Source organism: Spirosoma humi (assembly GCF_054776575.1).
Genome location: NZ_BAAHBR010000008.1, coordinates 1,378,104 through 1,391,867, shown reverse-complemented (window position 1 = coordinate 1,391,867; position 13,764 = coordinate 1,378,104). Strand labels below are relative to the sequence as shown.

At 51.6% G+C, this 13,764-nt stretch carries 12 protein-coding genes; 9 read left to right on the top strand and 3 right to left on the bottom strand.

What is annotated here, in order from left to right; translation table 11 throughout:
- Window positions 1-135: 135 nt before the first annotated feature.
- From ACYU8Y_RS14430 to ACYU8Y_RS14415, 4 genes are all read left to right on the top strand, one after another.
- Window positions 136-741 (top strand): porin family protein, encoded by a 606-nt coding sequence (locus ACYU8Y_RS14430; RefSeq protein ID WP_460938354.1) that lies wholly within the window; start codon window positions 136-138, stop codon window positions 739-741.
- Between the two features lie 81 nt (window positions 742-822).
- Window positions 823-1,290, top strand: a complete 468-nt coding sequence (locus ACYU8Y_RS14425) for an NADH-quinone oxidoreductase subunit A (RefSeq protein ID WP_460938352.1) — start codon at window positions 823-825, stop codon at window positions 1,288-1,290.
- A 64-nt stretch (window positions 1,291-1,354) separates the two neighbouring features.
- A complete protein-coding gene (locus ACYU8Y_RS14420; protein WP_460938350.1) occupies window positions 1,355-1,867 on the top strand; it encodes an NADH-quinone oxidoreductase subunit B in 513 nt (170 codons plus the stop codon).
- A gap of 4 nt (window positions 1,868-1,871) precedes the next feature.
- The gene (locus tag ACYU8Y_RS14415; RefSeq protein WP_460938348.1) at window positions 1,872-2,801 is read left to right on the top strand and encodes a hypothetical protein; all 930 of its coding nucleotides are present in this window, start codon (window positions 1,872-1,874) and stop codon (window positions 2,799-2,801) included.
- Between the two features lie 36 nt (window positions 2,802-2,837).
- On the opposite strand, the gene ACYU8Y_RS14410 is transcribed toward ACYU8Y_RS14415, so the two are convergent.
- The gene (locus ACYU8Y_RS14410; RefSeq protein WP_460938346.1) at window positions 2,838-4,214 is read right to left on the bottom strand and encodes a hypothetical protein; all 1,377 of its coding nucleotides are present in this window, start codon (window positions 4,212-4,214) and stop codon (window positions 2,838-2,840) included.
- 265 nt (window positions 4,215-4,479) lie between these two features.
- On the opposite strand from ACYU8Y_RS14410, the gene ACYU8Y_RS14405 reads away from it, so the two are divergent.
- The 5 genes from ACYU8Y_RS14405 (at window position 4,480) to ACYU8Y_RS14385 (ending at window position 10,786) form a co-directional block, all read left to right on the top strand.
- A complete protein-coding gene (locus ACYU8Y_RS14405; RefSeq protein WP_460938344.1) occupies window positions 4,480-5,748 on the top strand; it encodes an MFS transporter in 1,269 nt (422 codons plus the stop codon).
- A 15-nt stretch (window positions 5,749-5,763) separates the two neighbouring features.
- Window positions 5,764-7,005: an MFS transporter gene (locus ACYU8Y_RS14400; RefSeq protein ID WP_460938342.1), complete on the top strand. Its 1,242-nt coding sequence runs from the start codon at window positions 5,764-5,766 to the stop codon at window positions 7,003-7,005.
- A gap of 116 nt (window positions 7,006-7,121) precedes the next feature.
- Window positions 7,122-7,535: a hypothetical protein gene (locus ACYU8Y_RS14395; RefSeq protein WP_460938340.1), complete on the top strand. Its 414-nt coding sequence runs from the start codon at window positions 7,122-7,124 to the stop codon at window positions 7,533-7,535.
- Window positions 7,536-7,758: 223 nt separating this feature from the next.
- On the top strand, window positions 7,759-9,456 hold the full coding sequence (locus ACYU8Y_RS14390; protein ID WP_460938338.1) for a sodium:solute symporter family transporter: 1,698 nt from the start codon (window positions 7,759-7,761) through the stop codon (window positions 9,454-9,456).
- Window positions 9,457-9,553: 97 nt separating this feature from the next.
- Entirely contained in the window at window positions 9,554-10,786 is a 1,233-nt protein-coding gene (locus ACYU8Y_RS14385) for an MFS transporter (RefSeq protein WP_460938336.1), read from the top strand.
- Between the two features lie 185 nt (window positions 10,787-10,971).
- On the opposite strand, the gene ACYU8Y_RS14380 is transcribed toward ACYU8Y_RS14385, so the two are convergent.
- On the bottom strand, window positions 10,972-12,513 hold the full coding sequence (locus ACYU8Y_RS14380) for an amidase (RefSeq protein WP_460938334.1): 1,542 nt from the start codon (window positions 12,511-12,513) through the stop codon (window positions 10,972-10,974).
- A gap of 71 nt (window positions 12,514-12,584) precedes the next feature.
- On the bottom strand, window positions 12,585-13,679 hold the full coding sequence (locus ACYU8Y_RS14375) for a glycoside hydrolase family 130 protein (protein WP_460938332.1): 1,095 nt from the start codon (window positions 13,677-13,679) through the stop codon (window positions 12,585-12,587).
- Window positions 13,680-13,764 lie beyond the last annotated feature (85 nt).

Sequence of the window (13,764 nt, the reverse complement as noted above, 5' to 3'; positions counted from 1 at the left end):
CGTACGCGCGCCACAACGGCTAACAACGATTTATTAACTTTTTTCACCAATTTTACGGCGGTCCGACGTTTCGAGCGGTCCGACGTTTCGGATAAAACTTATTAGTGAAGGCGACTCGCCTGTCAACAGTCCCGCATGTATACATCTCGCTTACTCCTTTTATTTCTTTTAGTGATCTCTCCCCTGCTCACGCGGGCACAAAGTGACAAACCGATTGGCGGCCATTTCGGGGTGAAATTAGGGGCTTCTTTCACCCAGGTGTCTATTTCCGGAACCAGTCTTAATATTCCCAAACGGGCGTTGGAACCTCATCTTGGGGTTATATATCGGTATCGCTATAACCGGCTGGTGTTACAGCCCGAAGCACTTCTGGCGGTAAAAGGGGGCACGTTTCAACAGGAACAGGTCGGCGGACGGTCAACCACGAGTCATTCTTATTATTATGTGAGTGCTCCCATCCTGCTGGGCTACATTCCAACCGAAGGCTTGACCATCCAGGCGGGACCAGAGTTCAGCTACGCCCTTAATTCAGGATCAGCGACCGGCCCTGGTACTCAGAATGATCTGGGTGCCGTGTTGGGGGTTCACTACGACTTTCTGGACATGCTGAACAAGTTCAGTTTGCACATTCGTTACGTATATGGGTTCACCAATGTCTCCAACGAAGCAACGGCTTCTTATTACAACCGGAACCTACAGGTGAGTCTTGTCTATAATATTTTCCCTAAAAAGAAAAAGTAGGTTAGCTAACCCGCGGAAGCTGGTTTGCGAAGGGCACGATAACGACCAATCACAAGCTATAATCCGTAACCCGCAATCTGTATGCTTACCGACTTCGGCATTATTCTCCTGTTTATTATCGCGGCTTTCGCCTTCATTGCCATCGTTCTGTTTGTGGCGCGTATGCTACGTCCCGATAAGCCAAATGTCGAAAAAAACAGCACCTATGAGTCGGGGGAAGAGCCGATTGGCAATGCCAATGTGCAGTTCAATATCCGCTTCTACGTTGTTGCCCTGATTTTTGTGCTGTTCGATGTCGAACTGGTTTTCCTGTTTCCCTGGGCTACGGTGTTTGGCCAGGAACGGCTCATCGCCGAAACAGGCGGTTTATGGGGCTGGTTTGCGCTCACCGAAGTTTTCCTGTTTGTGGCTATTCTGGCGCTGGGACTTGCCTATGTATGGGCAAAGGGTTACCTTGACTGGGTAAAACCGCAACCCAAAGTACCGTCAGTTGAAACTAAAGTTCCGGCTCGACTGTATCAGCAGGTAAACGAACGCTACAAACGCTGACACTGTTCAGCGGACGGTTTGCGCCAACAGAACCGACAAGAATTTATTCATCGTCTGCCCAATTATGACCTCTCCGACAACCGATAAGACCGGCGAAGCCAGCGTTATTCTGATGCATTCGGAAGACCTGCTAAACTGGTCGCGTGAGAAATCAATGTGGCCTATGAGCTTTGGGCTGGCCTGCTGCGCCATCGAAATGATGCAGGCCTTTGCCGCCAGTTACGACCTCGAACGATTTGGTATTTTTCCGCGCCCTTCCCCCCGTCAGTCCGATATTATGATTGTGTCTGGCACGGTAACCTACAAAATGGCCGACCGAATCCGGCGACTTTACGAACAAATGGCCGAGCCGCGGTACGTTATCTCCATGGGCTCCTGTTCTAATTGTGGCGGTCCCTACTGGCAGCACGGTTATCATGTCGTAAAGGGAGTGGATCGCATTATTCCCGTCGATGTGTACGTGCCGGGTTGTCCCCCCCGCCCGGAAGCGCTGATTGATGGCTTTTTGAAACTGCAGGAAAAAATCAGGACAGAACACCCCTTATCTGCCAACACAGACGATCAGGCCAGCTCATAGAAACGTGAACGCACTACGTACCTCCTTCCAACAAACACTACGTTCGTTTCGGCTGCTGTGGCTGATTTATGGCATTACGCTGGTGCTGGGCTTGCTGGTTGCGTTACCGTTTTACAACACGCTCAAGGTAGAAGATCAGAATTCTCTGGCCTTCATGAACTTGCTGGAAGGCTTCGATTATACGATCTATTCAGACTTTATGCACCGCAGCGGTCGGACCCTATCCCCACTTATCAGTGTGGGGCGCTGGCTGGGCAGTCTTTATGTTTTTCTGAGCGTATTTTTTGCCGGAGGCATCTTGCTTCGCTTTTCGCAACCCGCTAGTTCATTCAGCAGTGGCGTATTCTGGCAGGGCTGCGCGCAGACTATAGGTCGGTTTTTGCGTCTGTTCGGGGTCACGTTGCTTTTCGTAGTCGTTGGCGGTGGGCTGTGGCTGGTCATTGGATCGCTGGTGAGTGTGATGGTTAACGATACGTTTACGGAACGGGGCCTGTTCTGGATCGGCACCGGTTTCTTTGCGCTCTTCGCTCTCACAGCTACCCTGTTCTTATGCATCGGCGATTATGCGAAAGTGCTCATGCTTCAGGAAGATGAGCGAAATGCCTTCCGCGCTTTCGGACAGGCCGGGCGCCTGGTTCTGCGCAATCTGGCCCAGACGTTTGGCCTCTACTGGCTTACCATTCTAATCGGCTCGGGCCTGTTCGGAATCTATTTTCTACTCGACGAGCTGATTCTGATGAATGGCTGGCTTACCATTCTGATTATGTTTGTCATCCAGCAACTACTGATTTTTGCCCGTGTCTCCCTCAAAGTATGGTGGTTAGGTACAGCCTACACCAGCTACCAAATGCTACCCAAGCCCATACCCACTCCTCGGCCGACATTCCCCGTTGTGCAGACGCCCGAACCACCTATGAATCCCCTTGCCTCCTGATCAATCAAGCCCGCAAAAGCCTTTGTCAACCCGGTCTTAGATACCCCATTTCGTTAGAATTAGTATGGACAAAACGGTGTAGGACGCCACGACCAGATACGTGCGGGCATTAAGAAAGGAAGGTATCAGACTGGCCAGGACATACCCAATAAACGGCCAGGGATGAATCAGGTATCGGTCATAGAACGGGTGGTTGCCTCCCACAAAAGCCTGAGAAACAAGGAAAAGAATCACGAAGACGAGCGAGAATACCAGCCCTTTATCCAATAAATTCCGGTTGGTGGTAAGCACAATCAGCCGTTCTAGGATTAATGCCAAACTACTCAGCCCAGCTCCGTAGAGAACAAATAGGGCCAAGGGCTGTAACCAATCACGTTTGGTCTGTAGCCAGGCCAAACTATGCTCGATGGGGCCGCTATATACCGTACTGATTGACAGGGAATCGTGAAAAAGATTGACTCGGAACAAAGCGAGCACAAGAGCAATCAGGCAGGCAACCAGTACCTTCCCGGAAAACAAGTCTGATCTCCAGTTCACGTTCACAAAAACAAACGGAGCGGTATAAATCCCAACCATCGCTAATGCCGAAAAGGGACGAAACGGATTGAAACTGACGCCCAACCGCAACTCCGACCATTGATTGAATCCTGGTGGTGTCAACCCTCCCCAAAGTAGAATAAGTCCACCAAGTGGCAACGCACTTATCGCGATGAAAAAGTACATCAGAGTACGGCGGGTTGGGCGATACAGAAAACCAGACTGACGGTACTGTTGCCAGTCAGACAGGAGCAGGACGATGAACAGGGTCGGCAACAGCGGAATAAAGTAAAAGCGGGCTATGGTCGTTAACCCCAGCAGCAGACAGCCCAAACAAAAAGGCAGCAGGTGCTGAAATCTGGACACGAAGAGAAACAGCAAACCCGTCCCTAAGAAAAGCAACGATGGGCCCTCGGTCATGAGGGTCGAGATACTCAGGAAGAAGTACGGAAAAGCCAGCATGAATAACGTAGCCGCCAGCACCGTTTTCTTGGACGCAGCTCGAATTGCCTTCAGTTGGGAAAAAGTAAAGATCGCCAGTATACCCAGGGCCAGACAGGAAATGAGTCGAAGCCCGATGTAACCGATTCCCGGAAATAGCCTGAGCCATATGGCAAACCAGATGTGACTAGATACGCCGGTTGGGGGTAAATGGTGGTATAAAGTCGACTTATTTACGCCACCACCAGCGAACGATTGACTGGCTGACAGATGAAAATCCTCATCCATAACCCCGTAGCGAACCCGTATGGCCAGTACGCTGGCCACGCCGACATATAATAGACAAATTGCGATAAAGTATTGCCAATAGGGTGAATTACTCCGGGCAACGGAAGTAGAGATTGGAGGAGGAGATGAAATAGTCGGTAGTTTCATCGAAAACAAGAGTTAAACTGGATAAAATTGCAGTCTTGGCAGTTTGTACCAATAGAGGACCTTCAATGAATCTGCACTGCTCCCAATTTATTTAATCCGGCTGTATACCAGCAAAAAAAATTAGTTATTGATTCCCATCTTCGTAAGCGGTCGGCACATTTACCTCGTGATTACGATTTCCCATCGTCATTTCTGCACAATCTTCTTTGGTCATTTCGTATACTTGCAGAACTGTTTCGCTTTTTTAACCTCTGCTCTTTGCCGTATGGCTATTCCTGCTGTTTCGCCTAAACCACATCCTCCTACTGTTGGGTATTTTGGTCTGCCTGTTATTGTGGCCGCTCTGGGCTACTTTGTTGACATTTATGACTTGCTCCTTTTCGGTATCGTTCGGGTACCCAGCCTTCAAGACCTAGGCCTTACCCCTGATCAGATATCGACCGTTGGGGCCAGCATCATCAACTGGCAAATGGGCGGCCTTTTGCTCGGCGGAATCTTATGGGGCGTTATCGGCGACAAACGGGGTCGGCTTTCGGTGTTGTTTGGCAGCATCATTACCTATTCGATTGCCAACATTGCCTGCGGCTTTGTCAAACACATTACCTTCATGGACCCGGCTATGTATTACGCACTGATGCGTTTCATAGCGGGTATCGGACTGGCGGGTGAGTTAGGCGCGGGCATTACACTCGTTAGTGAAGTACTCCCCAAAGAGAAACGGGCCATCGGGACATCGCTGGTGGCAGGCATTGGCCTTTTTGGCGCTGTGGTAGCTTATTTTACCGTAAAATTATTCGATTGGCAGACGGCTTTCTTTGTGGGTGGTGGCTTGGGATTTGGCCTGTTGCTACTGCGGGTAGGGGTCGTGGAGTCAGGGATGTTCAAAGACGTATCCGATCAGAAACATGTCAATCGGGGCGACTTTCTTTCGTTCTTCACGAACGCAAATCGCCTGAGCCGCTACCTCAAATGCATCGGTATTGGATTGCCAACCTGGTTCGTTATCGGCATTCTCGCTACGTTCAGCAACGAATTTGGTAAGGCAATGGGTATTGCCGAAGAAATTCAGCCGGGTCTGGCTATTATGTGGTGTTATGTCGGGCTGGCTACCGGCGATCTGGCCAGTGGATTCATTAGTCAGGCTATGGCTTCCCGGAAGAAAGGGGTTGCCCTGCTCATGGCCATTGCGCTGCTATTCAGTCTCGTCTACTTATACGTGGGTATTACATCGGCCACCGCCTTATACGGTCTCTGTCTGGCCATGGGCTTCGGTATTGGCTACTGGGCCATGTTCGTCACCATCGGAGCCGAGCAGTTTGGTACTAACCTGCGGGCTACGGCCGCCACCACCGTGCCGAACATGGTGCGTGGTCTGGTGATTCCCATGACGCTAACCTATCAGTTCCTCAAACCCTCGCTGGCAGTGATCAACGCCGGAGCCGTTGTTGGTCTGATTTGTTTCATCCTCGGCTTTTACTCGATCCTGACCATCCCCGAAACCCACGGCAAAGACTTAAATTACCTGGAAGAATAAGATCTGATTCGCTACATGCAAACCCTCTCTCCTCCCCGCGTTTCCTTCCGACCGTTGTTTGCCTTACCCGTCATTGTCTCGGCGCTGGGGTTCTTCGTGGATGTGTATGACATGCTGATCTTCAGCATCGTACGCGTACCGAGCCTGCAATCGCTGGGGCTATCCGAAGCGGAGGTGTCGCAAGCGGGTACGTTTATCCTGAATTGTCAGCAGGCGGGTCTGGTCGTGGGTGGCTTCCTGTGGGGTGCTTTGGGCGATAAGCGCGGTCGGATGTCGGTGCTGTTTGGCAGTATCGTTACCTATTCACTCACGAACATTGCGTGCGGCTTTGTGCAGGATGTCAATGTGTATGCCTTACTGCGGTTTGTGGCGGGTGTTGGGCTATCGGGCGAGATCGGCGCGGCTATGGTGCTCGTATCCGAAATACTCCCGAAAGCCATCCGGAGTTTTGGTTCGTCGATGGTCGCGGGCATCGGCTATCTGGGCGCGGGCGTGGCTTATCTGACGGTTGAGTATTTCAACTGGCGAACGGCGTTCTGGGTGGGGGGCGGCATGGGCATTGCCCTGCTCCTGCTGCGCGTAAGTGTGTTCGAGTCGAGTGTTTTCAACCGCATGAAAGCCGACCATCAGGAAGTAAGCCGGGGTAATTTTCTTTATTTCTTCAGTAGTTGGCCTCAATTTATCAAATACATCCGGTGCGTAGCGGTGGGCGTTCCAACCTGGTTCATTGTGGGGATTCTGGCCACGTTTGCCAATGAGTTCGGACAGGCGCTGGGCATTGAGGAAGTGGTAAAGCCGGGGCGCTGCGTCATGATGATTTACGTCGGCTTAGCGGGTGGCGACCTGCTTTCGGGACCCATAAGTCATTGGCTTCAATCACGCCTGAAAGCCATTACGGGTTTGTTAATTATGAGCGCTTTGTTGAGTGGCGTTTATTTATTTGGGGGTATTAAGACAGCGGGCGGTTTATACACGGTATGCCTGCTGGCCGGTTTCTGTACGGGCTACATTGCCATGTTTTTGACGATGGTCGCCGAACTGTATGGCACGAACCTCCGCAATACGGCCACCACCTCGGTGCCGAGCGTTGTTCGGGGCACGTTGATTCCCATGACTCTTCTGTTCCAGGCGCTTAAACCGTCGATGGGCGCTTTACTGGCGGCCGGATTGCTGGGCGTTGTGGTCTATGGCCTGTCGTTTTGGTCATTAAGCCGCATGGACGAAACGTTTGGCCGGGATTTGGATTTCGTAGAATGACCGCCAACCGCTCATCATTTTTATAAACCGTTGCTCCAGAACGACAGCGTTCAGCGAGCGTCCCGGCATCATTGGGTTGACAGCTAAAGGTTTCCATTTAATCCTTTTTCAACTCCATGAAAACGTCCATCAAATTGCTCGCCGGTGCCCTTCTTGTGGCCGTAATGGCTTCCGTTTCATCGCCTGTTCTGGCCGATGATCACAAATCGCAAAACAAAGTATTCTCAGCCGCTATGTTTCCGGCAGCGAATACCAATAAGCTCTGGTTATGCCTGGAGAAATATCAATCAGAAAACAAAATTGAGCTGATGCTGATCAGCGAAAAGGGCGAGGTTCTGTTCCAGGAGGTTCTGTGCGGAAAGAACAGCAAGAAGAATGCCTACCGTCAGCAATTCGATATGAGCGAACTTAAGGATGGCAACTATACTTTCCGGGTAACGGCTGGCACGCAAACAGAACAATTCGCCTTTAAATTGACCACCCCTACCGTAGAGGCCATACAACCCACACGGCTTGTGGCAATCAACTAAAGTCTCCCCCTTCACATTGTCAATTACAGCCAAAAAGGCACGGATTAGCTTCCGTGCCTTTTTGGCTATATGGTAAAGCCCCTTATGCTTTTGCGCTATGAGCAGCGGCAAGCTGACACTACTTATACAAATCTGCAAATGATTTTACCCAACAGTAAGCCTATTTGGAGAATTAATTGCTTTTTTACAGGCTAATTCCAAAACTCATTCTATACTTGCTGAAATGAACCAACTTAAACAAATAGACTACATTATTTTCCTTCTGTACTTCATCGGTGTCTCTTCTTATGGATACTGGATTTACAAACGAAAACAAACGACAAAGCTTGACACCAAAGATTTTTTTCTGGCCGAAGGGTCATTAACCTGGTGGGCCATCGGAGCCTCCATGATTGCCTCCAACATTTCGGCGGAGCAGTTCATTGGCATGTCGGGCAATGGCTTCACCTTCGGGGTTGCCGTAGCGGTGTATGAGTGGTTTGCGGCCATTGCCCTGATTATTGTGGCGGTCTGGTTCATGCCGATTTACCTCAAGAATCACATCTATACCATGCCGCAGTTTTTGAAAACGCGGTACAACGAAACAGTGAGTCTGATTATGGCCATTTTCTGGCTTTTTCTCTACGTGTTCGTTAACCTGACGTCCATTCTTTTTCTGGGTGCACTGGCTATCAGCACGTTAGTTGGGGGCGACTCGTTTCATCCGATTGTTATTGGTTTAAGTATATTCGCCATTGTCATTACGCTGGGGGGCATGAAAGTCATTGGGTATACCGATGTTATTCAGGTGGCCGTGCTTATCATTGGGGGGTTGGTAACCTCCTACATCGCGCTGACGCTGGTTAGTCAGCAGTTTGGCCTGGGCAACGATGTTCTGGCGGGCTTCTCGGCCATGATGAGCGACGCCGACGATCACTTTCACATGATTTTTGAGAAACCAGGCCCCAACACATCGCAGGTCGACATCAATAAATACCTGACGTTGCCCGGCCTGGCCATGTATTTTGCGGGCATCTGGATCGTGAACCTGAACTACTGGGGCTGTAACCAGTACATTACCCAGCGCGCGCTCGGCGCTGATCTGAAGACTGCCCGTACGGGTATCCTTTTTGCGGCCTTACTCAAAATTTTTATGCCGCTGATCGTGATGCTGCCGGGCATTGCCGCCTACGTACTTTACAAAAACGGCAGTCTGCAAAATGAAATGGCGCCGGGCGGCAAGCTCCTCGCCGATAACGCGTATTCGGCCATCCTATCCTTCCTGCCCAACGGCCTGAAAGGACTCTCGATGGCCGCGCTAACGGCCGCTATCGTGGCATCGCTGGCGGGTAAAGCCAACTCGATATCGACCATTTTCACCCTCGATATTTATCAGAAATACATTAAAAAAGATGCGAGCCAGACGCAGCTGGTGTGGGTGGGCCGAATCACCATTTTTGCAGCTATGCTGCTCTCCATTGCCCTAACGTGGCAGGATGCGCTGGGTATCGGTCGTGAGGGAGGTTTTACGTTCATTCAGAAATACACGGGTTATCTAAGCCCGGCCATCTTTGCGGTGTTTATTCTGGGATTCTTCTGGAAACGCACCACGGGAGCGGCTGCCGTAGCGGGTATTCTTGGTGGATTTGGCCTGGCGGTGCTGTTCAATAACTTCGCACCCGCTTTGTTCGGCAACGAAACGATCTTATACACCGCTTACCCCAATGGTAACGGTGGGTACGAAATTCCCTTCCTAATCTGTATGGGCTGGGCGTTCTTCTTCACGGTGCTGATGATGGTCGCCATCAGTCTGGTTGGACCGCGCATCAATCCAAAAGGATTCGCGATTGACGCCAGCATGTTCCGGCTGAATCCATCCGCAACGGCCTTGGCAGTTATTATCATGTTGCTTATCACCGTCCTATACGTTCGACTCTGGTAATAAACAATGAGCGAAACGCTGGAAACAGGGCAGTAGGCTACGGAATTAGCTGATGGCCTTGTTTCCAGCGTTTTTATTTATCCTGACCAACGCCCCTATGCCCACAACGACTACCTCTACCTCCCTTCGTCCGCTATTCGCTTTACCGGTCATTGTAGCCGCCCTAGGTTACTTTGTGGATGTTTATGATCTGCTCCTCTTCAACATTGTGCGCGTACCCAGCCTGAAAGAGATGGGGCTGTCGGAGGCCGATATTTCGTTAGTTGGCGGAAAAATTCTGAATTTTCAGCAGGCGGGTTTATTATTGGGCGGCATCCTGTGGGGCATTCTGGGCGACAAGCGGGGACGGCTGTCGGTGTTGTTCGGTAGCATCATCACGTATTCGCTCGCCAATATTGCCTGTGGCTGGGTACACGATCCGCAGGTATATGCCATCCTTCGGTTTGTGGCCGGGCTGGGTTTGGCGGGTGAGTTGGGCGCGGGCATTACGCTGGTCAGTGAGATTTTGCCGCCCCACCTGCGTGGCTACGGCTCATCCTTAGTGGCGAGCGTCGGGTTATTGGGTGCCGTGGTCGCCTACTTCACCGTTACGCTCTTCGACTGGCGAACAACGTACTTCATTGGGGGTAGTTTGGGGCTGGGCTTGCTGGTGTTGCGGGTGAGCGTGTTTGAATCGGGAATGTTTAAACGGGTGCAGCAAACGGGCGTGAGCAGGGGCAACTTTTGGGCGCTGTTCCAGACGCGCGAACGGCTGTTGCGTTATCTCCGATGCATGGGCCTCGCCCTGCCTACCTATCTGGTCATTGGTATTTTAGCCACCTTCGGCAATGAATTCGGGAAAGCACTGGGCATTACCGAAGCCATCCAGCCCGGTCGCTGTGTGATGTTCACGTATGTGGGCACGGTTGTCGGTGATTTAACAAGTGGACTGCTTAGTCAGTACTTACAGTCCCGCCGGAAAGCCATTGGCCTGATGATGAGCCTGACGTTCGTTTTCGTTGTCATTTATTTGTTTGGCGGTATCAATTCGACCGGTGCATTTTACGCCGTTTGCGTGGCCATGGGTTTCGGCATTGGCTACATCGCCATGTTCCTGACCATTACGGCCGAGAGCTTCGGCACGAACCTGCGCGCTACAGCAACGACATCCGTCGCCAATAACGTACGCGCAACGACCCTGCTAACGATCCCGGCTTTTCAGGCAATGAAACCAAGCCTTGGCGTTCTGGAAGCCGGAGCAGTAGTGACGTTTATTTGCTTCGCCATTGGCTACTGGTCCTTAGCAGCAATGGAAGAAACCTTTGGTAAAGAACTCGATTATAGTGAATAGCCGCTGCCGCCGAGCAGGTAGTTAATTGTCGAATAGCTTACCTTTACATCATACCAGTTGTAACAACAACAGACATGAAAAACACAACCTTATTTACGCAGATGAACCAGCTAAGAATGGTGGTAAAGAACTTCCTGAACGACGTCATTCGGGGCCTAATCAAGATTGACGTCGTTTGAATGTCATTATAAAGCCGCCATTTTGGTAAACCAAGGGCGTTCCTGTTCCAACTGTCCGGCCAATCGAAGCAGCGTTGCTTCATCGCCCTGCCGGGCGGCAAACATGACACCAATCGGCAAGCCGGCCGATTCTCCCTCGTCCGACCAGTACAAAGGGACCGACATAGAGGGCTGCCCGGTCATGTTGGTAATGACCGCAAACGATATGTAGCCCAGCGAGCGCTCAGCCAATTCATTTACGGTTTTGCTGCCTTTCATGTACTTCAGCCCGCCCAACGAATCGACCAGCTTAAGCAACCGCTTCTCTGCCTCGGTATTCTGAAATGTGCCAATAGCAATGGGCGGGCGGGGCAACGTGGGGGTCAGGAACAGGTCGTAGGTTTCGTGTACTTTTCCCATGCTCCGATTGAGTGTGTTCCAGCGACGTTTCTGATACGCTGCATCAGCCGCCGAAAAACCCTCCGCCAGCCGCGCCTGCGCCCAGGTATTCAACTCTACATCGTCGCGCCGAACAGGTCTGCCCAAGTAGCCACCTAATTCCCGAAGTGTAGCCGCCGTTTCGCTCAGCACATTCAGAAAAAAGGCCTGCGTTACCAGTGTTTTTTCGTAGGGCAACGGCACTTCTTCGACCGTGTGACCCAAACTTTCCAGCAGACGGGCGGTTTCCCGAACGGCTTTGATACAAACCGGATCGATGGTTTGTGAAGGCATCAGCGCCTGTGTTGAGAAAGCAATTCGCAACGACCCCGGCTCCCGGTTAACTTCATCCGCAAACGGACGTACCGGCGGAGCAATGCCATATGGATCACCCGCCAGTGGCCGATACGTTGGCCCACCCGCCACCACATCCAGCAAACGGGCACTATCCCGTACAGTCCGTGTCAGCGCATGGGCAATCACGGCACCATTCCATAACTCGCCATACCGCGGGCCAAGTGTAATTCGCCCCCGCGACGGTTTCAGGCCAAACAAACCACAACATGAGGCCGGAATACGAATGGAACCGCCCCCATCGGATGCCGTCGCTGCCGGAACAATGCCTGATGCCACCGCCACCGCCGAGCCGCCACTCGACCCGCCCGGCGAATGGGAGGTTTTCCACGGATTGCGGGCGGGGCCGTACAATTTCGATTCGGTATAGGGCGTCAGGCCAAATTCGGGCGTATTCGTCTTACCGAAGAAGACAAGCCCGGCGGCTTTTAGTCGCTTAATGAGTTCACTATCAGTTGTCGATACGTAGTCCTTGTACCCATTGCAGCCCGACTTCATCGGAGTTCCAGCCCATTCGAACTCTAAATCTTTCAGCAAAAACGGTACCCCACGAAACGGCCCGGCCTCCGGCAACTGATTTGCCATGGCTCTTCCTTTGTCGTACAGGGGCGTAACGATAGCATTCAGTTGAGGATTCACCGCTTCGGCACGAGCGATGGCCGTTTCCAGTAGTTCTGCAGGCGACACCTCACCCGTACGAACCAGCTCAGCCAGTGCCGTTGCATCGTGTTTAACATACTCCTCGAAAGACAGCGTTTGGGTGCCGGATGGTTGCATACATTTAGATTTATGATGGCGCAATGCCGGGCCACGTTGGCCAGAGTCTCGCGCCATCAACGCTTGGGTTGTTACTGCTTTGCGACGGCTACGCCAATTTTCGAATCAGCGGTACCGTAATATAGAAACCAGCGCCCCCGAAAAGGAACCATTCCTTCCAGAAAACAAACCTGATTAACTTGTCCGACCATTTCATAGGGTTGGTCAGGCTTGATGAAGTAGGTTTCCGACCGATCGAGTAATTTAGTTGGATCCTGGGCGTCGAACAGAAGCTGGCCACCCGCGTAAGCCCCTTCCGGCAACGATTTATCCCCATTCTTCGCATCGTTCATCCCGTTATAAATCAGCAGGATGCCTTTACTGGTCAGCATCGCGAACGGGCCGGGCTCAATCAGGCGAACGTCGTGTTTTCCTTTTCTCGACTCAGCCGCTACGGTGGGCTGGCCCGTGCCGGATTCCAGGGGGGTCCAATGAATTAGGTCGCTGGATGTAGCCAGACGGAGCTGCGGCTGATCGCCCCAATACATCCAGTAGTTCCCGTTAATTTTCTGGGCAACGAGTCGGCTACCAATTCGTTTACACACAATGGCACCCGACTTCGACCAGCTATTGCGGTACTTCCCATTGTCGGCATCGCCAAAAATCAGCCCTTGTTTTTTCCAACTCATCAGATCGCGCGATGTGGCTACGCAGAGCCGGGCCTTGTCGCCATCGTAGGACGTGTATGTCATGATATACACGCCATTAGGACTTTCGACAATGCGCGGATCTTCACAGCCACCTTCCCACTCATACACTTTCATGGCGTCATGATTGGGATAGAATACCGGCTTTGGCATCCGTTTGAAATGAATACCATCCGTACTGATGGCCAGTCCCAAACGCGACGTTCCACCCACAGACCGAACGGTGTCCTCAGCCCGGTAAATCATGTACACTTTGTTATTACGAACCACCGCTGCCGGGTTATATACATCTTTCTCTTCCCACCGGACGATTTTCTTCCGAATCGGGCAGTAGAATTCTGAACTGGCTTTAGCATCTAGAATGGGGTTATGCGCATTCTCCTTTTGAAACGGACCCAGCATCCAGGGTTTTTCGGGTTTGACTTGAGCCAGCAGCAGGCTCGGCAGGAGAAGAAAAAGTAAAGACAACCGGTTTATCATGAACAGAACAGGTAAGGGCTTATCCATTAAAGCAACTAGATAAACGTAGATACTAAGAGAACGTGTGATGGGGCAAGATTTTGGC

What these genes read in the sequence shown, in the direction of transcription:
- ACYU8Y_RS14395 (WP_460938340.1), top strand. Translation starts at nt 7,122, where the DNA reads ATGAAAACGTCCATCAAATTGCTCGCCGGTGCCCTTCTTGTGGCCGTA.
- ACYU8Y_RS14405 (WP_460938344.1), top strand. Translation starts at nt 4,480, where the DNA reads ATGGCTATTCCTGCTGTTTCGCCTAAACCACATCCTCCTACTGTTGGG.
- ACYU8Y_RS14430 (WP_460938354.1), top strand. Translation starts at nt 136, where the DNA reads ATGTATACATCTCGCTTACTCCTTTTATTTCTTTTAGTGATCTCTCCC.
- ACYU8Y_RS14425 (WP_460938352.1), top strand. Translation starts at nt 823, where the DNA reads ATGCTTACCGACTTCGGCATTATTCTCCTGTTTATTATCGCGGCTTTC.
- ACYU8Y_RS14410 (WP_460938346.1), bottom strand. Translation starts at nt 4,214, where the DNA reads ATGAAACTACCGACTATTTCATCTCCTCCTCCAATCTCTACTTCCGTT.
- ACYU8Y_RS14420 (WP_460938350.1), top strand. Translation starts at nt 1,355, where the DNA reads ATGACCTCTCCGACAACCGATAAGACCGGCGAAGCCAGCGTTATTCTG.
- ACYU8Y_RS14400 (WP_460938342.1), top strand. Translation starts at nt 5,764, where the DNA reads ATGCAAACCCTCTCTCCTCCCCGCGTTTCCTTCCGACCGTTGTTTGCC.
- ACYU8Y_RS14390 (WP_460938338.1), top strand. Translation starts at nt 7,759, where the DNA reads ATGAACCAACTTAAACAAATAGACTACATTATTTTCCTTCTGTACTTC.
- ACYU8Y_RS14385 (WP_460938336.1), top strand. Translation starts at nt 9,554, where the DNA reads ATGCCCACAACGACTACCTCTACCTCCCTTCGTCCGCTATTCGCTTTA.
- ACYU8Y_RS14380 (WP_460938334.1), bottom strand. Translation starts at nt 12,513, where the DNA reads ATGCAACCATCCGGCACCCAAACGCTGTCTTTCGAGGAGTATGTTAAA.
- ACYU8Y_RS14375 (WP_460938332.1), bottom strand. Translation starts at nt 13,679, where the DNA reads ATGATAAACCGGTTGTCTTTACTTTTTCTTCTCCTGCCGAGCCTGCTG.